The sequence below is a fragment of the Colwellia marinimaniae genome (genome assembly GCF_002207865.1).
Taxonomy (GTDB): domain Bacteria; phylum Pseudomonadota; class Gammaproteobacteria; order Enterobacterales; family Alteromonadaceae; genus Colwellia; species Colwellia marinimaniae.
Map to the genome: position 1 here is coordinate 163808 of NZ_BDQM01000001.1, position 25306 is coordinate 189113.

The following is a 25306-nucleotide window of genomic DNA, read 5'->3' on the forward strand; positions in this document are numbered from 1 at the left end:
TAAAAAGGTTAAAAGGCATTTTTTAGCCAAGTGACCTGTGGATTATTTATATCACCTTCGAGCGCCACGACATCAATACGACAGGGCGTATTATATTCATTTAAACCGGCTTGATGCAGATAAAATGTTACGCAATGTTTAACTTTCTGCTGCTTACTCGAAGGAATAGCAGCCAGAGCTCCGCCAAACGCCTTACTTTTACGATACTTTACTTCAATAAACACATAAGTATCGCCATCAAGCATGATCAGATCAACTTCTCCTTGACGACAGTGGTAGTTTTTATCAATAAGGCTTAAACCTTGCTCGACTAAAAATTGTTGAGCAAACTGCTCGCTAATCTTACCCTTATCCGTACCCGTGTCATTTTGACGGGTAGCGCGCTTATTCCATAGCAATAGATACTACCTTGTTATTTTTATAGCTGCCCCAGAGTAAACTGCGCGTTAAAATATTATTTTTATTAAGTTTTAACGTCCCTGTTTGGCCCCAATGTTGAAGATACGGTGCTTGCTGCATTAAAGGGATTTTACTGATAAGTTGATAGCTATCATAGCCCATAGCGAAAAGGCGTGATAAGCCATCACTGCGCTTGGGCCATAACTGCTGACTAAGTGTCGCTAACTCGGTATTTTGCGCACTGGTGAGTAACCAGGGGATCTCGGTAAAGGTTAACCCTTGTAAATCACTATTACTACTGTAATCGCTGCGGGTGCTATGGCTACGAGAGCTAGCAAAAACCGGAATTATTTTAGCAAAGGGGCTAATGTTAACTTCAATGTAAGGCTTCACTAATCGTGTTTGCTCTGGAGTGCCAACCAGATAAATCATATCAATATCACGGCGATTTCTTGTTTGCGCTTTTATACTTTGATTAAGCTGGCTTTTAAGTTTATTAATGCGGGTTTTACTCTTGTCTACCGATAAACTGGCTTTAATATTCGCTTGCATTTGCGCGCCAGTATTGTAATAAACCACTGCTATGGTGTTACCGGTAATGCGTTGCCATTGTTTAACAAAGGCTTGAGCAATGCGTTTACTGACAACATTTTTTTGGCTTAATACGATAGGGTGCTGATAGTTTTGACGGCTCAATGTTGCGGCCGCTTGCTTGGCTTCATCCTCTGGGCGCATAGAAAGTACAGTATGGTGCTCAGTGAGTGAGGCCTTTGCCGGGATATTTAGTAACAAGGTTGAAATAGCTTTGCTGTTAGAGCCACCCTGCAGGTAACTTTCTATAGCCGAGTCACTATTAATGGCGCTGATATAATCAAATGGCTGGTCGAGCACACTAGTGGCCGTATGAAAAACGTCTTGGTTATTGTTATCTTGATGATTAATGTTAAATAAGCCCGAGTTAGCATTAAGCATATAATCACTTTTTGACTGTGCTTGGGCACTGGTGTGGCTAATATACTGGTCTACATTTTTTTTAAGTAATGGACCAATAACATAGTCAATTTTTAAGGTGGCAAGTTCATTGCTTAAACCATACCAATTAACCATATTAGAGTCTAAAAAGTGTAGCTTTTTAGTGTCATCATTAGCAAAACTGGCCAGTATACCTTGTTGGATAGCTAAGCCAGCAGCATGTTGTTTTCCCGTTAGGGGTAGTATTACTGCAATGTTTTCAATGTTTTTTTCTATAATACTTTGCTCAGCAAGCTGTATTGCTATGACGTTAGCCGGGTGGCGTTTGAATTTTTTTTGCCACATAGCTAGGTGATATTGCATTTGTCCTTGTTTACCGCCATATTTATTAGCCAAAACGGTTAAGCGCAACCAGCCTTTACTCTCAGGGGCTTTATCCAAAGCAAGTAAACTAAGTTGCCATTGAGATAAGCGTATTAAGTTATGCCAAATATCTTCGATTTGTTGCTTACTTTGTGCCGAGGGCTGGGTTAAAGAAAAAGCGTATAATTGCGCATTTAACGCGGCAATAGCTTGCTGCTTTGCTTGCAGGGCGCTACTTAATAATCGGTAGTATGTTGCGCTAAGGCTTATATCATTATCAAGGGTGTATTGTTCGAGTTGTTCAAGTTGTATATGGCTTGCTGAATAATAGCCAAGGTGTTGTAAACTACTGATTTTAATTAACAGCAATTGTACCCTAGCTTGAATAGGGTTAGCTATTTGTGCATCGATTAGCGGCAGGGTTTTATCGGCAAGCCATAGCGCTTTAGCATAATTCTTTTGTTGAAAAAATAATTTTGTTGCTGTGATCAACTCCATGACCGCTGCATCACTTGCTAACGTTTTCGCTAGGGCTAAGTGTTGTTCAGCCGATAATGCCGCAGAGTCTATGGTGATTTCTTCAGGCTCAGTAGTCGTTTGACTAGCTGTTGTTGGTTTAGATGTTTGCTGAGTGCTACAGCTTGTTAATAAGGTCAGTAATAAAACCGGTAAAATTCGAGTTTTAAATGCTCGCAAGCACATTGAAAAATAATCTAATCCTATTGGCTTTATTCTTACAAGTAAGGACGCTGTTTTTACCACAATAAATAAATCCGTGCATATTACTATCAGTATAAGGTTATAATAAACGCCAACGAAGTTAGTCTCAACTAATATATACCCAAGTGACTTCAAAATGCTCGTTTCAGGCGCTTGAGCGATTCATGATCAAAGCGTATATTTCATTAATGGTTGTAGGAGAATATTCTCCTGCACTCTATATTAAGCTGCATCCATGCAGCGTCCTTAATGAACATATGCAATGATTAACGTGATTTTCAGCCGCCCCCTAATTGGCTGGTTTAGAACCGCTTTATCCATCGTTATTGATTTCGACCAGGGAATAACCTTCTCTTCAATCAATGCCTTGCCTAAAGACGTTGCTAATTCCAGCTGAACCCTGCATCTTGATATGACTTGGGTATAAGCTAATATAACCGCCAAATTGAGTGAATAAGTGACATGAGTGAAACAACCCTAACCCCAGCTACCCTCTATATTGTTGCAACCCCTATTGGCAACCTAGGTGATATCAGCCAAAGAGCTATTGATATATTAACGCAAGTTGATGTTATTGCTTGTGAAGATACTCGTCATACGGGAAAACTATTGGCTGCCTTTGCCATTAAAAATAAAACCATGTCATTACATGATCACAATGAACGTCAACGCCAAGACCAAGTGGCGAGCATGTTACAAGAAGGCAAAACTATTGCGCTTGTATCAGATGCCGGTACGCCATTAATCAGTGATCCTGGTTTTCATATTGTTCGCCATTGTCGTAGCCTTGGTCTGAAAGTCTCGCCAATTCCAGGGCCTTGTGCGGTAATCTCAGCGCTGTCTGTGGCAGGTCTACCCACGGATAGATTTACCTTCGAAGGTTTTTTACCGTCTAAATCAGCGGCCAGACAAGCAAAATTAGCGAATTTATTAGAAGAGCCACGTACCATGGTGTTCTATGATGCGCCACGTCGAGCAATTGATACGCTTGCCGATATTGTAAAAGTATTAGGTGGTCAACGTCATGTGGTTATTTCTCGTGAGTTAACGAAAACCTTTGAGACCATTCACTCTGATACGGCTGAAAATCTATTAGTTTGGTTACAAGAAGATGCAAATCAGCTGAAAGGTGAAATGGTTTTAATCATTGAAGGCAACAAAATTGATGCTGATGCTATACCAGCAAAAGCCATTGATACGCTGAAACTATTGTTGGCAGAAATGAAACCTAAAAAAGCCTGTGCAATTACCGCTGAAATTTATGGCGTAAAGAAAAATGCTTTATATGATATTGCCCTGAGTATTAAGTCTTAGCCTTAAATAAATTAGTCAATAATATTGATTAAACAAAGTTCATAGACTTTTTGCCTAGATAAGGTAAAATGCGCGCGAGTTGACCAGACAATCGCTGGCTAGTTTACGTAAGTATTTCTAGCGGGAGGAAAGTCCGGGCTCCAATGAGCAGGGTGCCAGGTAACGCCTGGGCGGCGTGAGCCGACGACAAGTGCAACAGAGAGAAGACCGCCGATGACCTAATTACTTTATTTATAAGGTAAAGAGGCACAGGTAAGGCTGAAAGGGTGCGGTAAGAGCGCACCGGGCCACTGGTAACAGTTGGCAGCAGGGTAAACTCCACCTGGAGCAAGACCAAATAGGGTTTCATGATTATTGTTACGCAAGTTACAATGATATAAGCGTGGCTCGCGTGGAAACCGGGTAGGTTGCTTGAGCTATAGAGCGATTTATAGCCTAGACGAATGATTGTCATCTCATTTACTTTTAGTAACTGAGCTACAAAACCCGGCTTATGTGGTCAACTCAACTAATTTAGTAACCGCCTGATCTATTTATACTTATTTTAAGTGTAAAGGTCAGGCGGTATTATAAAACCCTTTCAAATCAAATTGCACATTCAATAAATTGTACACTCAATAAATGGTACCCTTTTGCTACACCATTCTTAAAATCGACTTCAAACTCTTCTAATATTAATTAAATAAATCTAGTGTAAATTTTACTAGGAAATGCATTTCGGCTTATTTTTACTTCTGCTAGGCTGCAACTTAATTATTATTTACGAATTTTCAAAAGACTCATTAAAAATTTAAACCTGGTACACCTTTTGGTACACCAATTTTGTTTTTAACTTTTGAAAGTAGAAGTTGAGCACAAAAACAAGGCAAACTATCGCTGGTTTTAAATACTTTTCTTTTAGGAAATACACCTTTTATCTGAGGATGAAGGTGCTTAAACGTATGGGAAGCAGAGAAATAAAGCTATGTGACGGACTAAATTTATTAGCTAACATTTTGCAAAGTTAAGTACATTATCAATAGGTAAACAGATAAAGATATTTGAAAAACTTATGATAAGTTGTTCGCAAAGCTGAGATTAGAAAAATTGTGTTATCGATTTTCTAACTAGCGTTAAACGATTTTGGCGAGAGACTTGATCTTTACATAACTTTACTAGGCTATCTATTTAAAACAACACGCGAGTGCTCTACAGTAATATTACCTCGATAGAGCAGAGCTATATATGCTCCCTTCGCAATTTATAAATAAAGATGAGTCATTTAAGGGTTTTTCATGTCTAAAACTTTGATAATTAATCCAGTTAAACGTGGCTTTAAAACTATTGTCTTATTACTATTATCGTTTAGTTTACTCGCCTGTGGTGGTAGTGATAGCGATACGGAAAGTACCTTAGAACCAACGCCAGAGCCCATTCCTACTCCGGTACCGGATCCTACTCCGGTACCGGATCCTACTCCTGTAGCCGACCCTACTTCAGGGTATATTACTAACCCTGACTTGAATGAAACACCTAATGGCATGTTGAATGCGGTATTAACCAATCGCAATCCAGATTGTCGTGCCTATGTGACTGATGATAATAATGGCGATTATGGTGCAAGAGGGATCACTGATAGGTCAAACTTAGCCGTTGGTGCACCCTATTTTCCAGGGTCAAACAAAGAAAGCATTGTCATCATTGATTTAGTTATCGTTAGCGGTGGTTATATTCAAAACCCAAGTAATCCAGATCAGCCAGGCAGTTGGAATTATGCAGTTGTTATTGAAACTAATGATGCTGAATTAGCCACGCATTGTCGAATGCAGCATAATATGATCCCAAATCATGATTTAGGTTGGGATGTTGGTGCACCTAATGAAGACAACGTATGGGTAACTGAAATAGACCATGATGATATGCAAATAACTTACCTTCCCGTTAATCCTCAATTTTCTAACCCTTTAGTGGCCGATGATACCGATCGTAATCCTACTAACTTTATGGACTACGACGGTATTTTATTAAACGGTATTGGCATCGCGATGGATTCAGGTTTTTGCTACAACCCGGATCATGCACGTGTTAATGCTGCTGGTAACTCAACAGGTTGCGGTGACGGTTCTGTTTGGTTTGAAATACCCGCTTATACTCTGCAAGAGCCTTCGGCAGAAAAAATGGCCGCTATTTTTGATGAATATTTTGGTCATGGTTTTGAGGGCACATATCATTACCATGCAATGACACACCCTTTACAATCCAATGACGAAGCAACAATAGCACCTGGCCTAAATGGTTCACCGTTAATTGGTTTTGCCAAAGACGGATTTCCTATTTATGGCAAGTGGTTTATAAATACAGAGGGAGACTTAGTTAAAGCTAAATCAGGCTACAAGCTTAAAAATTGGCCCTTGAATCCGGATGAAAATGGTTTTGGTCAATCCCGTCAACCTTATACCAATACCCCGCCATTTAAAGAACACGGTACGCCACCAACACCTTGGGATGTACTAAATCGTGCACAAGATTTTGACTTTAGCTTTACTAGTGAACCTTTTGGTATACCGCTAGGCCGGTATATTGACGACTGGGTTTATGATAATGGCAATACTGGCAATTTAGATGAATGCAATGGTGCTACTGATGTTAACGGTGTTTATGGTTATTATATAACCAATGAGTACCCCTATGGACCTATTTGTACCTTTGGTGTACATGAACCATCGTTTGGTAAAGTCCCTCCATTACGCTGGGATGATGAATTAACGGACCCAGGGAGAATATTCGATGAGATGGGTAATAAAATTAATGGCCACTAAACTTTGTCTCTAGCCAGACAGCCAACCACGATGGTTAGCATGAGTGATTTTAATTGATGTTTCCATAAGTCTGTAGGTTAAGTATATTAAGTTAAAACAGTGGGTTAAATTTTCAATTCAAGCTGACTCAATTCGTTAAAAGCAGACATTTATGGCTTCGATGGTAAGGCTTACTATCGGCTTAGCGTAGAGAAGGCGAAAAAATTATAAAAATCACCTCAAACACCAGCAACTTATCGACAAACTCTTTTAAATTTGTATTCATTCATTGAACTGGGCTCTTGGATGGTGCTTGCTGTCAGTTGGCTGTTATCTGCCAAGGATTAATAATGAAACAGAGCACTCTAGCGTTAGTCGCTCAGTTTATCAACAGCATTAGTAACTATCATATTTGTATTATTTGTACTTTGAGATTATTGCTTCGATGGTGCCGTCGGTATACATTAGTTTCAGCTCTTGGCGTAACTTATTCACTTTAATTTCAGCTACTTTGGTATTGCAGGCAAGCGCACGCAACGTTGAAAAGTAAACTAATTGTTCTTTCATGTTGGTAATTTTATGCTTATCTGCTAAATATTTAGCAGATAAGGTATCGGCTGCCCATACATCTATTCTGTTCTTCATCAGTTTATGAATATTCGGTGCATCTCTTGGTGTTATTCTCACGTCATAACCCCAGCTAGTTAGATATTCAGCCACAGCACTGCCGTTATAAGTACCAATTATTAGCCCCTTAGCATCATCAATTGTTACCAGTTTATGAGGCGAATCCTTCCGCGTATAAAAGCCAGTTTGAGTAATTAGAATAGGGCTTATCCAGTGATAGGTCGCCTCTCGTTCCTGATTCCGCTGCATCGGGAAAATACATGTGTTTGCATCACTCAAAGACATTCGCATAGCACGTTTCCATGGCACAATTATTATTTCATAATCAAAGCCTGCCCGCTCAAAGAGTTGAGAGACAATATCAATACTTGCACCGGTTCCGCTACCATTGCCTCTAATACTATAAGGCGGTAATTCCTCTGTTAATAAAGTAAATGTGGTTGCATAGACGGATGACACTAATATGTTCAGCATAAACACAGTTAAATACGTAACACGAATTTTCATAATTGCACACCCTAATTCCAAGCTTCAAGCGCAGATTCGTATGGCAGCGTTACTCCTTGTGGTTTTTCATTGGCCAACTTTGCTTTGGGCGCCCCAGGTTGATTCAACCAATAAGATTCATCTTTTTGGGGATTCATCCTAGGAGCACAACGTTCTTGGCCTTTTTGTTCGAGCGCCATTAAACGCTCATCCATTTCAGCAGCCATTTTATTCATCGCCTCTTGAGGGCTGAGTTGGCCATTTACAGCAAGCGATATATTCTTCCACCACAAATCGGACAATCCAGGATAGTCAGGCACATTACTTCCGGTAGGGGTCCATGCGACTCTGGCTTTACTACGATAGAATTCAATCAAACCACCATATTTATAAGCCACCTTGGTCATTTTATCGGACATAATATCTGAATTTCGGATAGGCGTAAGACCGATTAACATTTTTTGTAGTGAAACTGTTTTGGATGTTACAAATTGTGCATATAACCACGCTGCTTTTCTATTTTTGAGAGGTGTTGACGTCATAAAGGTCCAGGAGCCTGTATCCTGATATCCTAATTTCATGCCTTTTTCCCAATAAGGCCCTCTAGGAGACGGTGCCATGCGCCATTTTGGTACACCATCACTATTCATGACCGGGAGCTTGGGATCTGTCAAAGCCGCAGTGAATGCGGTATACCAAAATATTTGCTGAGCAATAGTCCCTTGACCAGGTACTGCGCCAGCTTGGCTGAAATTCATGCTCTTAGCTTCTGGCGGTGCAAATTTATTCAACCATTCTATAAATTTGGTAATGGCATACACGGCCGCGGGGCCATTTAATGCTCCGCCACGACTTACACTAGCGCCTACAGGATGGCAATCTTCGACTCGAATACCCCATTCATCTACGGGAAGACCATTAGGAATACCCTTGTCGCCTGCGCCTGCCATGGATAACCACGCATCAGAAAATCGCCAGCCTAAAGAAGGGTCCTTTTTGCCATAATCCATATGCCCGTATATTTTTTTACCATCAATGGTTTTAACATGAATGGTAAAAAACTCAGCTATATCTTCATAGGCGCTCCAGTTTTGGGGCACACCCAATTCATAACCATAAAGTTTTTTAAAGCTTGCTTTAAAGTCAGCACGATCAAACCAATCGGCACGATACCAGTACAGGTTAGCAAACTGTTGGTCTGGTAATTGATAAAGCTTACCATCGGGCCCAGTGGTAAAACTAAGACCGATAAAATCCTCAAGGTCTAAACTTGGCAGTGTTACTTCCTTGCCTTCACCCGCCATAAAATCAGTCAATGAAACCACTTTACCCGAACGATAATGCGTGCCAATAAAGTCACTATCGTTAATGTAAGCGTCATAAATGCTGTAATCCAATTCGATTTGAGTAGCAATTTTTTTGACTACATCATCTTCACCTGTGATCTCATGAACCAGTTTTATTCCGGTAATTTCCTGAAAAGCTTTCGCTAATACTTTTGCTTCATAGACATGTGTATCGATGCGTTCAGACACAACACGTATAGTCATGCCTTTAAAGGGTCTGGCCGCATTGATAAACCACTGCATTTCTTTCATTTGTTGCTCTTTAGTTAGGGTACTTTCCTTAAACTCATTGTTAATCCATTTTTCTGCTGCTAGCATATCCGCCATACAGGGCGTGCTAAGAATGCTGGCACATAGAAAAAGAGTCAGCTTTGACACCCGGTGACGCTTACGAGCTAAACACTGTCTTTTTTCTTGGTATACCATAATCAATTCCTTATCATCATAGCTTCATTTCTCCCACAGGAACTACGATAGAATCATGAATAATGTTCAATGAAAAATACCCAAACATTGATATATATGTTCAGTTTCAAATAAGTTATTTTAAGTTTAGCTGAGGTTTTAAAATGAAGGAGTTATATGTTGATATATAACTATTTTATAGATAATGTTTTTTGTTTTTTGTGATTTATTAAAGGATTATTAATCAATTGGTTATGAAAAACTCGTCTGGTGTTTTTTGTGCTGTTACGTTGTCACAACTGTCGCGGCATAGTTAATTAGGCCATATTATTAGAGGTTTTTTTGGTTGAAATCTTTAGGGTTAAAGTTTTATATCCAATAAATACAAGCTGCTATTTATCAAGGTTGAGCTGACTTATGTGGTCGTAATGTAGGTTTTTTTGTGGGCGTTAATCCGCAAGACTTCAGGTAAAACAGTTGCTAGTTTAAAAATAGTATTTTGTTTTTATAGCATTAAACTACAATCAAGCTAACAATATTGATAGCTTATGACTAAGTCATAAGGCGTTTGATGTGGCAAATATGATAACCACCTATTAACCTGGCTAGTCGCTTTTACTGCTTAGTAACTAGCTAAATACTAAAGCGCAGCTAAGGCATTAATAATGATTCTAGCCATAGATCAAGGTACTACGGGCACAACCATCAGAATTACCACGGCCCAAGGTCAGGAAGTTGGCGCGGCATACAATGAATTTCAACAATTCTACCCTAGGCCAACTTGGGTTGAGCATGATGCCATGGAAATTTGGCAAGTCACTCAAGACAGCATTTTACAGGCTTTAAAATCAGCTAAGTTAACCTCTGCTGATATCACTTGCATTGGCATTACTAATCAAAGGGAAACTACAGTTGTCTGGCATAAAAAGACGGGTAAGCCAGTATACAATGCCATTGTTTGGCAATGCCGGCGTTCGGCTACTATTTGTCAAAAAATAAAAGCCTTAGGTAAAGCAGACTGGCTTCATCAGAAAACCGGCCTGATGCTTGATGCCTATTTTTGTGCAACTAAGCTGCAATGGTTATTTAATGAAAAACCCGAATTAAAAGCATTGGCAGAAAAGGGCGAACTTGCCTTTGGCACCATAGACTCTTGGCTGATGTGGAAATTAAGCAATGGTCAGGCGCATTGCACCGACCATAGTAATGCTTCGCGTACCATGCTTTATAATATTCACCAGCAACAATGGGATGATGAGCTGCTGGAATTTTTTGATATTCCCAAGTCAATATTGCCAAGTATTAAAAGCTCAGCAGGCTTATTCTGCCATAGTGCCGCTGATGGCTTTCTTGGCGCAGAAATTCCTATTACCGGTGTTGCTGGCGATCAACAGTCGGCCTTATTTGCCCAACAGTGTACCCAAGCGGGAATGATCAAAAATACCTATGGCACAGGTTGTTTTATGTTGATGTATACCGGTGACCAAGCTTACTTATCTAATAAAGGTCTATTGACCACTATTGCTTGTGATAAAAATGGTCAGCCTGCTTATGCACTGGAAGGCGCTGTTTTTATCGCCGGTGCTGCGGTGCAGTGGCTTAGAGATCAATTAGAACTTATCGACCATGCCAGTGAAACTGAAACGTTAGCCTTAAGTGTTAGTGATAATAATGGCGTCTATTTTGTGCCGGCATTTAGCGGCTTAGGCGCACCTCATTGGGATATGCAGGCGACAGGCTCAATAACTGGACTAACGCAGGGCTGCACTAAAGCGCATATAGTTAGGGCTACCTTGGAAGCCATTGCTTTTCAAAGTTATGATTTAATGCAATTGATGCAACAAGAAAGCTCGATAACAATAAAAAAATTAAAAGTTGATGGCGGTGCCTGTGCCAATAATTTTATCATGCAATTTCAAGCGGACTTATTGGGCGTTACCATTGAGCGACCAGCCAATATAGAATCTACCGTGTTAGGTGCGACTATCTTAGCGGCAATGGGGCAAGGTATTTGGCACGCTGAAACTATACCAGCAAGTTTATATGGTGAAATAGACTACTTTACTGGCAACATGGAGCAAGCTCAGGGTAAAACTTTGCTTGCGGGTTGGCATAGTGCAGTTAATAAGTGTCTTGTGGCTAAGTTAGGGTGTTCTTTCTAGCTTATCTATAATGATATTGTCTTGATATTTATTAGTATTATTCAATTCTTTAGCTGTAGCTAAGGATATTTAACCCCAGGTGCAGATGGATTCACTTAATTGTGCTTGAATCAAAATCAAATTTTGTGCTAGCTTATTGTATTCAATATACAGTTATTGATTTAATGGGAGCGTCAAAATGAATAAAAGCATGAATAAAAATAAAGTGATCTTTGGCATACTTTTTGTTGGAATAGCTGCGGGGCTTATTTATAACCAAATACAACCAGCTAACCAAGCTCAGCAAGGTAAAGAGGACACAAGTGCCTTAAGCAGTACACTGGTAGGTAGCAGTAACAATGAAGGGCTGGTCGATAGCGCTTTGTTAACCGCTACGCCATCGAATACTGTGAATAACAGTGGGCAAAATACCAAGGGAAATAGTGACGCTATTCACTCGCTTGACTCTTCAGCTAGCAGCGAAATTAGCGCCAGAGTTGTGGTAAATAAACATCAACAGCCCGCAGATCACCGTAGTGCTCAGCAACCAAAACCACATGGACATGAAAACCAGCGCCGACACCCAGAAAACAATTCATTAATACCGCCCGGAGAGCCGAAAAAGCCACTGCCAACTCAAGAGTCTAAAGGCTAATTGAGTTCAATAAACCGATAAGGATATCGGTTATTGTTGTTGATAACATTTTAATCCCCCCTTAAAAGCAAGTCACTTATTTCTATTTAATTCGCAAATATGAGTAATTTTAATACATTTTTGTGAATTTATTTACATCTCGTAACATATTAATAACAAACGATAAAAGTCTCATTAATAAAGTACGAAGAAATTCTTATTAATATTACACTTGAATATTGTATACAAAATATCGTATAAAGTGTTTTGAGGTGTATTTTTAAGGCTCTGTTCCATCATACTGTTGTCCACATGGCAACTATATGACTTAATAGGAAGTGTTGCTGAAGTGATAAAAGCGAGCTTCACAAACAAGGATGTTTGTGCCGAGCCCCATGGATGGGTTTACGCGTATCGCTTGTTTACTCAACAACACTAAACTACAACAGAGCCATTTTTAAATACATTTCAATACGAGAGGGATGTACGCGTTAGATGCATTGAGAGCAATAATAAATACAACATGCTTACTTTGCTACACGGACGAAATACCTATCGCTATATTAAGAATAGGCTTAAGAACAATGAAACTAACTGCTAAGAAAACATTACTAGCTAGCGCGATATTTTTATCGTTAAACATGGCAAGCGTCCAAGCAGCAACAATGTGCGGCGCTAAAACTTTAGACCGTCAAGGCGAAGTTCCTGCTAACCAAACTCACTGTATTACCGATTATGGCCATTATTTATATGTGACTGTGCCCTATGAAAATAGTAACGTCACTATTACTACTTCAGGCGGAACATTTATCGGCAATGATGCCGATATTACACTCTACGATGGCAATGACTGGAGTGGCAATGTCGAAGCGAGTAGTGTTACTGCGGGTACTAATGAAGAAAGCCTGTCATTTATTTCCCGTGCGGGCGAACGTTATTTTAAGATTGACGGTAATATTGAGCAAACCAGTTTAACCGTTACTATCACGGGCGGTGATGTGCCACCACCTCTGGCTGACTATATCATTTACAATAGCAATGTCTTTGTTGATGTACCGCCAGCCTCAATTTCGTCTAAAGCGCAATACGGTGCTGTTATAGCGGCAATTTTAGTGGCAAGTTATAGTGACTTTGCTGGCATTGCTGGTGCAGCTAATGACCCTATTGATGAGGTGTCTCAGGCTATACATTACTTAGCCAAAGCCGATGATTTAACCGACCCTGATCTAAACCAATTATTATATTTCTTAGCCTCTTATAAATATAATGCTGCGGCATTGACCGATACCGAAGCATCAGCGCTAAGCACAGCGCTTTTAGCGGTTAGTCAAATGAGCAACTTCATTGCTCCAGCAGGCAGTGTCATCCAAGAAGGTTATGCCGCAGCCTTATCAAATTTTAGAAATGACGCGAGTTCCGCTTATTTTAAAGATCAGTTACCGCATTTATTAGCTATTATTCAATTTTATGCTGAGCAAAGTAACCCATTTGGCATCAGTAATGGTGGCGATACTACTATGGCCTTAATGGGCGCGCTAGGTGATGCTGCTTATTATGGTGATGCCTCAATAAAATCTGCTATCAATAGCAAGATGCTTGATGTGTTATCGGTAATGCGTTCATTTATCTTTTTAGGTGAAACCTCGCTTGATATGCGTTGGGCAACTGAAGCCGATAGAAAGTGGATTATGCCGCACTCATTTATCACCATGGGCAAGTTATCATCAATTGCGAATGATGAAGCCAAAGCTCGTTTTGACAGCACTATTTTAGAAGCGCGTGCCAAAGTGATTCAAACCATTTCGGTAGAAACCACTGAAGCAATTATCACTAAAAAATATTTAGAAAATGCTGGCCGTACTTGTTCTGCAGGTGACCCGTTATTTGGTAGCTGTGTTATACCACCAAAAGAGTCTGATATTTTAACAGTTAGTTACGATTGTACTGCTAACATCACTATTCGCGCACAAGCATCTATTAGCCAAGCAACATTGGCGCAATCATGTGCTGATATGGCCTTACAAGAAACTGAATTCCACGCTTTTTTCAATACCGCCGGCACCCCAGTTACCGGCGATTTAAATAAACATATTGAAGTTGTTGCCTTTGCTAGCCCAGCAGATTATGAAAAATATGCACCAGAATTCTTTGGTATTGCTACCGATAATGGCGGTATGTATTTAGAGGGCACACCAAGTGCCCAAGGTAACCAAGCACGCTTTATTGCTATGCAATGTCCTGATGATTGGCTTGGTGGCTCTTGTCAGTATATCGACCAAATCTATAACTTAAGACATGAGTTTACTCATTACCTAGATGGCCGATACATAAAAGCGGGCACGTATGGTTCATTTGATTATAACGTTTCATGGTCGGAAGGCATGGCTGAATATATGGCTATGGGTAAAGATCACGCTCGAACGTTAAAGACTTTAACCGATGAGACTATTCCGCCGCTTTATAACTTATTATTTATGAGTTATGAATATGACAACTTATACCCATGGGGCTATTTCGCCATGCGTTATTTGTCTGAACAGCATAAAGGTGAAGTAGAAACCCTTACGGCTGCGCTACAAGCGGGTGATAATACTGCCTATATTGCAGCGCTTAAAGGTGTCGCTCAACGTACTGAAGGCGGTTTTGAAGCTTATATGCTGGCCAACTCCGCAACTGTTGCGCCAATTGCTGCGCAATTACCGGCACAAGATGTTATTGGCAGCTGTGACTTGGTACAACAATACGTGCGCCATATTGATGCTGCCACCACTAACTTTAGCTTTACCAATACCACGGATACTCCGGTATCGTTATTTTGGATTGATAGCACTAAGGGGACGGCTAACTTTGCCAAGAACTATAAAACCCTTCACCAAGGTGATAGTTATAACTCAAGCTCTTGGAAAGTGGGCGATCGCATGATGTTAAGCGATAGTAATATGAATTGCTTAGGTGTGGCAGTAATGGCTGAAGTTGATAACAGCTTCACCATTGAAGCCGAGTTAGTTAAACATGTGGTAGCTGAGGTGATTCCAGCCTTAAATCAAATGGGTAGTTGTGCTTTAGCGCAACCGCATTTGATTATGGCTCAGTCACACGAATTTACTATCACTAACACTTCGGACACACCAGTACGTTTATTTAGAATCGACAATACCAAAGGCTCTATCATCACTACCAGTGGTGGTACTGGCTTTATTCATGGCTATGGCGTTTTAGCTCCAGGTGCGAGTTATAACAATGCCGTTTGGTATGGTGACCGTCGTATAATGGTTACCGACAATAGCTTAAACTGTTTAAGTGTTGGTGTATTAGACAACGCCATTGCTAGCTTTACCGTAGACCAAACTATGGTCGCTAATGCTGCTGCCGCAGAAGTTATTCCTGCAGCGAATACCATTGGTAGCTGTGCACTAATGCAGAAGCATTTAACTGGTCCTTTTGAAGCAGACTTCTCCTTTATCAATAACAGTGACCAGCCAGTACGTATTCACCGTGTTGATAATGAAACCGGTGAATTAAATGTTGGCTTTGGCTTTACTACCCTAGCTACAGGGGAAAGCTATGACAGCCTGACTTCATGGAAGTGGTTTGGTAACCGTCGTGCAGCCATTACTGATGAAAATAATCAGTGTTTAGGTGTTGCCGTTATGACTGAGGAAAACACTAGCAATGATTATGTTATAACCAATGTACTAGGTGGTGGCGGTACGCAACCCCTTGATTCAGATGGTGATGGTGTCATTGATAGTTTAGATGCTTTCCCTAACGATCCAACTGAATGGTTAGATACTGATGGTGATGGTGTTGGTGATAACGCCGATGTTTTCCCTAACGATCCCACTGAATGGTTAGATACTGATGGCGATGGTATTGGTGATAACAGCGATCCAACGCCAAATGGTGATGTTGATACTGACGGCGACGGTTATTTAGATAGTGTTGATGCTTTCCCTAACGATGCTACTGAATGGTTAGATAGTGATGGTGATGGTTACGGTAACAACCGTGATGTATTCCCTAATGATGCTACTGAATGGTTAGACTCTGATGGTGATGGTTACGGTAACAACCGTGATGTCTTCCCTAATGATGCGACTGAATGGTTAGATAGTGATGGTGATGGTTACGGTAACAACCGTGATGTTTTCCCTAACGATGCTACTGAATGGTTAGATAGTGATGGTGATGGTTACGGTAACAACCGTGATGTATTCCCCAATGATGCTACTGAATGGTTAGACTCTGATGGCGATGGCATGGGTGATAACTCTGACCCGTATCCAAATGATCCGAGCAATGGCGGCGGTGTTACCGTACCTGATTGTGGTGCAGCAACAATCTCCAGCGGTAAGTTAACGTTGGAAAATAACGAATGTGTTGCTGGCGGTCGTGGTTCATTCTATCTATGGGTTGAAGCAGATAATACCCAGTTATTCCTAAGCACTGCGGGTGGTAACGGTGATGTCGGTATTTATTTTAACGCCGATAATTGGGCGACCGCAGCTAACGCACAAGCGTCTTCTGCCGCGGTAGGCACAACGCAATCATTGCAAGTTACCGCAAACCGAGGCTGGCGCTACATTACTTTAGATAGTACTAATAACTATGCGGATGTAACTTTTAAAGTTAGCCTAACTGGCGAAGTTACCCCACCAGTAGAGCCGCCGGTAACGGCTACCATTACTAACGCTTGTACTACCTTAGCGCCATTTACTTATGGTGCTTTAGAGACAGGTGCCGCGGTTTGTACAGGTAATGGCCACAATAGTTACTACATCTATTTGGATGATAGCGTTACCAGTATTACAGTGAATACCGCCCATGGTAATGGTGCAGTAGAGCTTTATACTGGCACCAGCTGGCCAACCGCTGCTAGCCACACCCATAAATCTACTATTGCCGGTACTACTGAACAAAGCATTACGATTAACAACCCACCTACTGGTTGGTTCTATATCGCAGTAGAAAGTACTGGTAGTGATGTAGCTGTGCAAGTTGAGGTGAAATAGCATAAAAAGCTAAAATGAGTAACTATTGATAAAAGCAAGTTACTCAAGAAAAACGGGCCATTTGGCCCGTTTTTTATGCTTTATTAAGATGAAATCACCGGGAGTATCATTAACGGCATGGTGTATTAATGATTGATTTTATTGCCGACCGGCCATGACATCATTATTTTTGCGCCACCCTCGACTGTATTTTCTAAAGTGAATTCACCGCCATGATTACGGGTTATTTCCGCGCATAGCGATAGCCCTATACCCGAGCCATGACTTTTAGTGGTGTAGAACGGTGTTAAGGCATTATCTAAATTAGCAAAACCTGGGCCATTATCGATAATTTCAATAATCTGCCTGCCTTGTTGATTACCTTGCCAGCTGTCTTGTCGGTAGTAAAGGCTGACACTGATGTCACAGTGCTCTTTATCACCAGCTTCTTGGGCATTCTTGAAGATATTTATCAATATTTGCGCCATTTGCTGTTCGTCAGCGTAGCATTGGCTATTACCTTGATAATGTATAGTGCAGGGCTCAGTGATCATGGCTTTGGCTTCATCAAGTAAATTATTAAAATCAAACCAAGTCGCTCTCGGTCTGGGTAGCTGACTTAACTGACTATACTGCTCAATAAAACTAAGTAAGCGCTCACTTCGTGTCTTTATTCGGCCCAGTACCATGCGGACTTGTGCTTCGTTAAAACTGTCGTTACATAATAAGGTGTCGGCCATCGATGCCATGGGGGTTAACGAATTGCGTAGTTCATGGGCTAATACCCGAATAAGATTTTGTTGGGTGATACTTTGTTGTTGATGTAATGGCTGGGAAATATCTAAGGCAGAAAAGATATGACATTTTTTTTGCTGATATAGATAGCTGATACTCTGACATTGCCACTGCTGATTGAATTGGCTGTGCGATAAATTGTCATTGTCCATAACAAAACCTAAATCTGCCGCGCTGGTGCCAATAAGCATGGGCTGCTGAATTTTATCCTTCATGGCAATATTACGATAGGTCAATTGATTATTCTCATCAAATAAACACACCGGAATAGGCCAAGAGTCGAGGATATGACTCAATAAATGGTCGATTGTTTGGTTTTGTTGCGCTTTTTTTAACTTATCTATAGCGAGCCTAGATATTTCTTGCTGCAATTCAGCCAATAAATTGTCAGGGTGTTGTGCTTTAAAACGTAAGTTTGTTTCGCCCTCACGGATCACTTGGGTATAGGTCGTTAGTTGCATAATGGCTTGGCACCAAAAATGATAACACCGCCAAGCCAGCCAAATAAGAGGATAAGCGAGGAAGAACAGTAAAGTAGCGCTCGCTAATATGCTCCAGCCTAGGCTATTGGTTAATGCCGTCACTAAAGCGAAGATAAGCATTAAGGTCGCTGTTAAAGCAAAACTAAGCCATTGCTCATGACTTAGTGTTAAAGCGAATGGTTTAGCTGGCGTTTTAGGACTAGCAGTTTTAAGGTTATTCAGCATGATGAATGGCAAATTTTTCTAAGCGACGGTAGAGCGCATTGCGAGAAATATCTAATAATTTTGCCGCCTCTATTACCTGACCGCCAGTGACAGTCATGGCTTTTTCAATCAGTTGTTTTTCTGCTTGTTCAAGTGGTTGCAATACCACCTCATCGCTGATGTTATCGGTATGTTCTAATAACAGTTGTTGCGCGGTAATTTCATCTGCGGTGCTAAGCAATACCGCACGTTCCATAACATGGCTGAGTTCGCGGATATTACCTGGCCAATTATGCTGTTTTAATTTATTAAGCGCACCAGCACTGAGCGTTAGCGTCGCTTTAGCATATTTATCACTGAAGCTCGTGATAAAATTACTTGCCAAGGCAGCAATATCTTCAAGGCGTTCACGCAGTGGCGGAATGGTAATCACCAAGGTATTTAAGCGATATAATAAGTCTTGGCGAAAAGCTTTTTTACTGACCAGTTGGTTAAGGTCAGCATTGGTGGCGCTAATTAAACGCACATCAGCCACTTGCGTCTGGCTTGAGCCTAAAATTTCATATTGGCCGCTCTCTAACACTCGTAATAACTTCGGTTGCAGTACCAGTGGTAAGGAACCAATTTCATCAAAAAATAGCGTGCCTTTATCGGCCAGCTGAAAGCGACCAATACGATTTTGTTTGGCATCGGTAAAGGCGCCCTTTTGATGACCAAAGAGTTCACTCTCAAATAAATTATCAGGAATGGCGGCCATATTTACCGTAATAAGTGGTGCCTGTTTACGCAAAGATAGCTGATGAATACGCTCAGCTAGTAATGATTTACCCGTACCATTTTCACCTAAGATCAAAATGTTGGCATCGGTTGGTGCAATCTGCGCCACTAAGGCTTCAATGGCTTGCATACTCGCTGATTGGCAGATCCAGTTTTGTGTACTCTCAGGGGCGAGTAGTTGTCGGTAGCCTTGGTTTTGCTCCTTAACTCGGGAAAAACTTAATTGCTGCTGGATACTGTTTAACAGTTTTAGCTTATTCCACGGCTTTTCAATAAAGTCACTGGCACCCTTTTGTAGGCCTTGTACGGCCAGCTCAACTGAGCCCCAGGCGGTCATTAAAATCACCGGGATATTTAACGGTTGCAGTTGGGCTAAAATGGCTAAGCCTTCTTGACCACTGGTAGTATCACGAGAGAAATTCATATCAAGTAGTACTAAATCAGGTCGTTGTCGATTGCTTTGGATGATGATTTCTTTGGCATTGGCGGCTTCAATAATCTGGTAACCCTCAGCGCTAAGTAATAAGTTTAACGCTAAACGAATATCATCATCATCATCAGCAATTAAAATGGTGGCATTTTGCATAGGAGTTTCCATAAAAGTTAAGCGATTACGCTTTATCAAAGTAAAGCAAAGTAAAAGAAAAGGAAACGAGTTTAATCGTTTCCTTTATTAATCTAATTACTCTTAGTATGCCAATTACTTTAGTTGAATGGCTAGTGTTAGAGCAAAAAAAGCTATATTTATCGGACTGTTATTGCCGAGCTATCATAGCTGCAGCAGTTATTCTTCACGTAAGGCTTGCATAGGATCGCTACTTATCACTCGCCATGCTGGCATAATTACCGATAATATAACGATAATCACTAAGGCCGCATCCAAGGTCGCCATCGCTAGCCAGTTAAAGTCAGGTAACATTGCTAGGTTTTGCGATATTTTGGCATAACCAAAGACCGAGATAATAAAACCTAAACCTAAACCTATCACTAACATAGCAAGGGCATCTTTAAGAATAAACTTAACCAAGGTCGCTTGTTTAGCGCCTGTTGCCATACGCACGGCCAGCTCATATTTTCTGTGGTTAGTGGTCATCTGGGTTAAGCCAGCAACACCAATAGCAGCAAGGAAAAGTGTTAAAGCGGTCATGGCTAAGACTATCCATAAGCTAAGACGTTGGTTGAGTGTTTGTCTCTGTAAAACATCGGCTAATGATTCCACTGTGACGTTAGTTAAGCGCGGGAATTGGCGTTTTACTTCACTGGCTAACATAGCGGCAGTAACCGTTGCTCCTTCTGGCAGCATCACGGTAAATTGAATGGTAGTACCAGGTCTCACTCGATGAGAATAAATTGCCGGTAAACCTATCGGATCCGCAATACCCGTTTGACTTAGGGTGTTAGCAACAATGCCAGTAACAATGGATGGCGGGGTGGAATTATCAGCGCTCATTTGAATGGTTTTGCCGATAACTTCTTGGTAAGTTAATTCTGAAAACAATAGTTTTGCCATATATTCATCGATAACAATTCTATCTTCATCATTATCAATTTGTGCTTGGCTGACATTAGCACCTGCTAACATAGGGATACTAAAAGTAGAGAAATACTTCGCCCCTAAGGTTTTTATTTGGTGAATAACCCGCTGACCTGAGGCTTCATCGAGAAAGGCATTTATACGTAAAGAACTAGACAAAGGGCCATAGTTAGGTGCAATAACTTGGCTATTAGGAACTTGTTGTTCGATTAAACGAGATAAGTCATCAAGCAACTGTTTAGTTTCGCTCTTGCCGTAATCATCAAAGCTATTTAATTGAGTTACGTATTCTTCATCGCTAACCGTCATGGCAATCTCATAACTATTGCCAAGTTCATAACCAAGATCTTGGTAAACGGCTTGATAGCTTTGCATGGCGATCATCACTGATGCGGTCAGTAATATTGAGGCGATCGAAAGTTGCAGCACCATTAATACCCGGCTTAACCATTGATTGCTCTGCGCCTGAATACCTTTACCACTACTATTTAAGTTATTGCTTAGCGCTTGTTTATCAATATCAACCAAGGCCAGCGCGCTAAATAATACACTTAGCGCTAAGATGATGGCCATAGCGGCTAATACCGTGGTGCTATCAATAGCAATGGCATCCATCATAGGTAGGCTATCACCGGCTATTAACGGTAAACTTCTTATCGCCCAACCGGTAACCAATAAACCCGTTATTGCCGCTAGCACAAAACTAGGCAGATTTTCCAGTAAGACCATTAATCTGATTTTAGTTAAGCTTGCCCCTAAGCTAATTTGAATGGCAAACTCTTTGGTTCGGCCTTGATAATGAGCGATAAATAAATTAAGTAAGTTAAGTGTTGCCATTAACAATAAGCCAATAACCGCGGCAAATAAGGCAATAAGTAGCCCTTCAGTTTCTCCTAACATATTGCTGCGATAGCTACTGGCCTTAGCGACTTTATTGGTGTTGCTAATAAAGTCCATAAACATTTGTACTTGCTCACCATCAACATTGCGGCTGACATAATCTGCTAACCAAGCATCAACTTCTGCTTGTGATGGTAGCTGTGCTTGGCCATTAGCCGATTTTAGTATCAGGTTATCAAGTTCATTGCTAATATTACCGACATTATCCTTTTGCGCTTTTATCTTAGTTAGGTTGGCGATAAACCAGACTTGTTGCGCTAAAATTACTTGGTTACTTTTTATGGCCATCACATCTTCAATGACACCGGCAATAATATAGTTTTTATTGGTCATGGTAATTTGTTTGCCAATAACAGACTTAATGCCAGCAAAGGCATTTTGCCAAAGACTTGCTGATATCCACACGTATTTTTCTGGTGACTCTATGGTGACATCATCACCCAGTAATAATTGGCTACCTAACACTGAAATAATGTTACTTGAAGCGTCATAGCGGGTGGTGGCAAAGGTAGTGTTATTGACGATAACATCTTGCTCAGATGGGGCAATACCCGCCCATTCACCGACATCAGCAAAGTGCTCACTGAAATCGACCAAGCGATTCATGTTCCAATAGGAAACACTCAAGGTATCTGACATATTAAAGCGATAATCAAAGGTTTGCAGCGAAGCCTCATTTTTTACCCCTTGCAACGGTTGATACAACAGGGTCGAGGCAATTGAGATAACACTTAATACTGCGCCTAAGGTTAAACCCAGGGTTAAAATTAACGGTACACTTAAGCGCGGTAATGAAAATACCCGTGTTATGCCTTGATATAAGGCTTTTTTCAATAAACTCATGCAACCCCCTGTAAAGACTTTTCATTTTTAGCAATGGTGCTTAAATCAGCGCTTACATTAGTGTTGATTTCTGCAACTATTTGCCCATCGAGTAATTGGATTTGGCGACTGGCACAACGTGAATAACGACTATCATGCGTTACCATGACTATGGTGGAGCCGTCTTTGTTAAGTTGCGCTAACAAGGACATCACCAGATCACCATTTTTACTGTCTAAGTTACCCGTTGGCTCATCCACTAAGATCAGGTCGGGTTTACCGACAAGAGCACGAGCTATGGCAATACGTTGTTGCTGACCACCAGAGAGTTGGTTCGGGCGATAGTGTTGACGATGTAACATATCAACTTGGCTCAGTACTTCTTCTACCCGCTGTTTTATTTCTGCTTTTTTACCGCCTCTGTGCTCTAACGGCAGCGCCACGTTTTCAAATACGGTTAAGCTATCGATTAAATTGAACGACTGAAATACATAACCAATATGTTCATTACGAATTTGTGTACGTTGGTCTACTTTTAAACCGGCAGTAGCAATATTAGCCAGCTGATAATCACCCTCACTGGCTGAATCCATTAAGCCCATAATTGCAAGTAAGGTAGACTTGCCGCAGCCAGAAGGGCCGGTAATTGCGACAAACTCACCTTGGTTGATTTCTAAACTAATGCCTTGTAAGGCATGGGTTTCTATTTGCTGGCTATCGTAACGTTTGTGAATGTTTGTCATGGTAACTATATTTTTCATGGAGTTATCCTTAAATATTATCGTTATTGCTACGGAGATAGCCGTCAGCTTTATTGTTGGTTGGTAACGGGTCGTTCGTTGCTTCTAGTGGTTATTTTTTATTGTTAATTGTACCGTTATTCGGTGATGCTCACCTGTTGGTACTTGCTGTATTGCTGAGTGTCACTACTGACTATCTGCTCGCCAGGTTGAAGTCCGGCAGTGATCACTAATTTATTTCCTGAAAGCTCGCCAAAGGTGACATCTCTTTGTATCAAGGTGTTGTTAGTATCGCGGACAAAAACTCTCTGCTTACTACGAGGACGAAAGCCAGGTATTTGTTCTATGTAGTTAATAGCTAGTTGATGCCTAACAAATACTTGTGCTGAAATGGATAGTGCTGGGCGGGCATTAGAGGTTAATGCTTGATCAATTACCGCCTCAGCTAACACCGAGCCATTACTAACCACACTTTCGATACGGGTGATATGGGCTTTGATTATGCCTTTTTGCGTATCAATCAATACCAGTGCATTGATATCTATTTGATCGGCTTGGTTTTGTGGTAAACGCAAACGCACAATTAACTCTTCATCACTACCCACCTTTGCCAGCGACTGACCTAATTGCACACTTTGGCCCAACTCAACGTCTAAGGATTGTAGTGAGCCACTAATGCCGGCTTTTACTTTCATATCATCAAGTTGTTGCTCAAGTAAGTTAACTTGTGCTTGTTGCTGGGTAATGGTGATGTCACGCTGGGTTAGTTGGTGGCCTTGCATTTTGATAAATTGTTTATATTTTCTCTTTTCAAAGTCGAGCCGGCTACTTTCTTGCTTTACCGCTAATTTAGCGCGTTGTAATTCTATTTTTGATGCAATGCCTAGATCCAGCAGGTTTTTATTTACCGATAACTCCAGCTGTGCTTTTTCAATTTCGGCTTCAATATCGGCGATGCGACCTTGAAAATTTAACCGTTCACTTTGTTGTTCATATTTAAACGCTTCTCTTTGCGCTAATTGCTGAGCAAACTGACCCTTAGCGGCATTAACTTCTTGCACCAATCTAGGGTTGGATAACTGTAAAATAATAGTGTTAGGGCTGACCTTAGTACCAGGGCGTACTAAAATTTCAGCAACCTTACCTAATGCTGGCGCGGTTAATAAACGCTCTTTTGCGGAAGCGAATTCGCCATAGGCATTAGCATAAATATCTAAATCGCCTTGAACTACCGTTTGAAAGCTTAGCTGACTTAACGGCACTGACTTAGTTGCTTTGCCACTGACGCTATAACCAGCGTATGCCATTAATAAGGTAAAGCTGGCAATGACGCTCCATTTCTTCCACGGTTGCTTTTTAGTTAGGGCAATTTTCATAAAGTTTCACTGTTATTCTTAACTGATGAAATAAGTAATGAAATATCTGTGCCAACTTTAAAGTATACATAACATCAATCACTTAGCCTTTATTGTGTTTTTTTAATGCTCAATATGTTCGCTTTTAACGGCAGGGTGTTCGAAAGTGAATTTAGCCTCAGCTATATTGATAGGTGTAACAGCAATCAATTTAGCGCTATATAAGTTTAGGGTTGTAATACGGTGTAATGTTCTCCTTTTCATCTATGGGGTAAGTTAATACCGTGTTATTAAAATCGCTAAATTGTGCCATAAGCAATGCCATAATCAATGCTATAACAAAGGCAATAGCACAGCCGATGTCATCGTAATTGTTAGAGGGCACGGCTGTAAGATTTTTTCTGCTGAACCCTCCATGATGGCACTAGGTTTTACCGCCAGTGTTTTCCTGTTAATAATGGTCGGCAGGCACGGTAATGATATTGAGTGAACAAGCTGAAATTTGTCGGTAACGCGGTTATG

Annotated in this window: 14 protein-coding genes and 1 other RNA gene; 6 read left to right on the forward strand and 9 right to left on the reverse strand. The window is 40.8% G+C overall.

Annotated features, from left to right (window positions below; genetic code table 11):
- Nucleotides 1-8: 8 nt before the first annotated feature.
- Both MTCD1_RS00695 and MTCD1_RS00700 read right to left on the reverse strand, forming a co-directional pair.
- Entirely contained in the window at nt 9-398 is a 390-nt protein-coding gene (locus MTCD1_RS00695; protein WP_057182460.1) for a YraN family protein, read from the reverse strand.
- On the reverse strand, nt 385-2436 hold the full coding sequence (locus MTCD1_RS00700) for a penicillin-binding protein activator (protein WP_082606583.1): 2052 nt from the start codon (nt 2434-2436) through the stop codon (nt 385-387). The genes MTCD1_RS00695 and MTCD1_RS00700 overlap by 14 nt, the downstream gene beginning before the upstream one ends.
- 480 nt (nt 2437-2916) lie before the next feature.
- Here MTCD1_RS00700 and rsmI point away from each other — a divergent pair, with 480 nt between their 5' ends.
- The 3 genes from rsmI to MTCD1_RS00715 all read left to right on the forward strand — a co-directional run bounded on the left by rsmI (nt 2917) and on the right by MTCD1_RS00715 (nt 6566).
- On the forward strand, nt 2917-3768 hold the full coding sequence (gene rsmI, locus MTCD1_RS00705; RefSeq protein ID WP_197410295.1) for a 16S rRNA (cytidine(1402)-2'-O)-methyltransferase: 852 nt from the start codon (nt 2917-2919) through the stop codon (nt 3766-3768).
- Between the two features lie 75 nt (nt 3769-3843).
- Nucleotides 3844-4279, forward strand: an RNA gene (rnpB, locus tag MTCD1_RS00710) — RNase P RNA component class A.
- A 763-nt stretch (nt 4280-5042) separates the two neighbouring features.
- A complete protein-coding gene (locus MTCD1_RS00715) occupies nt 5043-6566 on the forward strand; it encodes a YHYH protein (protein ID WP_057182458.1) in 1524 nt (507 codons plus the stop codon).
- A gap of 396 nt (nt 6567-6962) precedes the next feature.
- On the opposite strand, the gene MTCD1_RS00720 is transcribed toward MTCD1_RS00715, so the two are convergent.
- Entirely contained in the window at nt 6963-7679 is a 717-nt protein-coding gene (locus MTCD1_RS00720) for a substrate-binding periplasmic protein (protein ID WP_143760078.1), read from the reverse strand.
- A gap of 11 nt (nt 7680-7690) precedes the next feature.
- Nucleotides 7691-9430, reverse strand: coding sequence for an ABC transporter substrate-binding protein (locus MTCD1_RS00725; protein WP_057182456.1), 1740 nt, complete (start codon nt 9428-9430; stop codon nt 7691-7693).
- A 644-nt stretch (nt 9431-10074) separates the two neighbouring features.
- Between MTCD1_RS00725 and glpK the strand changes: the two genes are divergently transcribed.
- The 3 genes from glpK (at nt 10075) to MTCD1_RS00740 (ending at nt 17196) form a co-directional block, all read left to right on the forward strand.
- The gene (gene glpK, locus MTCD1_RS00730) at nt 10075-11571 is read left to right on the forward strand and encodes a glycerol kinase GlpK (RefSeq protein WP_057182455.1); all 1497 of its coding nucleotides are present in this window, start codon (nt 10075-10077) and stop codon (nt 11569-11571) included.
- 178 nt (nt 11572-11749) lie between these two features.
- Nucleotides 11750-12205 (forward strand): hypothetical protein, encoded by a 456-nt coding sequence (locus MTCD1_RS00735; protein WP_057182454.1) that lies wholly within the window; start codon nt 11750-11752, stop codon nt 12203-12205.
- A gap of 563 nt (nt 12206-12768) precedes the next feature.
- A complete protein-coding gene (locus tag MTCD1_RS00740) occupies nt 12769-17196 on the forward strand; it encodes a collagenase (RefSeq protein WP_082606582.1) in 4428 nt (1475 codons plus the stop codon).
- A 125-nt stretch (nt 17197-17321) separates the two neighbouring features.
- Here the strand turns inward: MTCD1_RS00740 and MTCD1_RS00745 are convergent, their stop codons facing one another.
- From MTCD1_RS00745 to MTCD1_RS00765, 5 genes are all read right to left on the reverse strand, one after another.
- Nucleotides 17322-18677 carry a sensor histidine kinase gene (locus MTCD1_RS00745; protein ID WP_057182453.1) on the reverse strand — a complete coding sequence of 452 codons (1356 nt, stop codon included), beginning with the start codon at nt 18675-18677 and terminating at the stop codon, nt 17322-17324.
- Nucleotides 18667-20019 carry a sigma-54-dependent transcriptional regulator gene (locus tag MTCD1_RS00750; RefSeq protein ID WP_057182451.1) on the reverse strand — a complete coding sequence of 451 codons (1353 nt, stop codon included), beginning with the start codon at nt 20017-20019 and terminating at the stop codon, nt 18667-18669. The genes MTCD1_RS00745 and MTCD1_RS00750 overlap by 11 nt, the downstream gene beginning before the upstream one ends.
- Before the next feature lie 198 nt (nt 20020-20217).
- A complete protein-coding gene (locus MTCD1_RS00755) occupies nt 20218-22710 on the reverse strand; it encodes an FtsX-like permease family protein (RefSeq protein WP_057182449.1) in 2493 nt (830 codons plus the stop codon).
- Nucleotides 22707-23450, reverse strand: a complete 744-nt coding sequence (locus MTCD1_RS00760; RefSeq protein WP_057182447.1) for an ABC transporter ATP-binding protein — start codon at nt 23448-23450, stop codon at nt 22707-22709. The genes MTCD1_RS00755 and MTCD1_RS00760 overlap by 4 nt, the downstream gene beginning before the upstream one ends.
- 116 nt (nt 23451-23566) lie before the next feature.
- Nucleotides 23567-24805, reverse strand: a complete 1239-nt coding sequence (locus MTCD1_RS00765) for an efflux RND transporter periplasmic adaptor subunit (protein WP_057182445.1) — start codon at nt 24803-24805, stop codon at nt 23567-23569.
- Between the last annotated feature and the right edge of the window lie 501 nt (nt 24806-25306).

Excerpts from the sequence above, each read along its gene's own strand:
- MTCD1_RS00725 (WP_057182456.1), bottom strand. The coding sequence starts at position 9,430 with ATGGTATACCAAGAAAAAAGACAGTGTTTAGCTCGTAAGCGTCACCGG.
- MTCD1_RS00745 (WP_057182453.1), bottom strand. The coding sequence starts at position 18,677 with ATGCTGAATAACCTTAAAACTGCTAGTCCTAAAACGCCAGCTAAACCA.
- glpK (WP_057182455.1), top strand. The coding sequence starts at position 10,075 with ATGATTCTAGCCATAGATCAAGGTACTACGGGCACAACCATCAGAATT.
- MTCD1_RS00750 (WP_057182451.1), bottom strand. The coding sequence starts at position 20,019 with ATGCAAAATGCCACCATTTTAATTGCTGATGATGATGATGATATTCGT.
- MTCD1_RS00765 (WP_057182445.1), bottom strand. The coding sequence starts at position 24,805 with ATGAAAATTGCCCTAACTAAAAAGCAACCGTGGAAGAAATGGAGCGTC.
- MTCD1_RS00740 (WP_082606582.1), top strand. The coding sequence starts at position 12,769 with ATGAAACTAACTGCTAAGAAAACATTACTAGCTAGCGCGATATTTTTA.
- MTCD1_RS00735 (WP_057182454.1), top strand. The coding sequence starts at position 11,750 with ATGAATAAAAGCATGAATAAAAATAAAGTGATCTTTGGCATACTTTTT.
- MTCD1_RS00760 (WP_057182447.1), bottom strand. The coding sequence starts at position 23,450 with ATGAAAAATATAGTTACCATGACAAACATTCACAAACGTTACGATAGC.
- MTCD1_RS00715 (WP_057182458.1), top strand. The coding sequence starts at position 5,043 with ATGTCTAAAACTTTGATAATTAATCCAGTTAAACGTGGCTTTAAAACT.
- MTCD1_RS00700 (WP_082606583.1), bottom strand. The coding sequence starts at position 2,436 with ATGTGCTTGCGAGCATTTAAAACTCGAATTTTACCGGTTTTATTACTG.
- MTCD1_RS00755 (WP_057182449.1), bottom strand. The coding sequence starts at position 22,710 with ATGAGTTTATTGAAAAAAGCCTTATATCAAGGCATAACACGGGTATTT.
- MTCD1_RS00720 (WP_143760078.1), bottom strand. The coding sequence starts at position 7,679 with ATGAAAATTCGTGTTACGTATTTAACTGTGTTTATGCTGAACATATTA.
- rsmI (WP_197410295.1), top strand. The coding sequence starts at position 2,917 with ATGAGTGAAACAACCCTAACCCCAGCTACCCTCTATATTGTTGCAACC.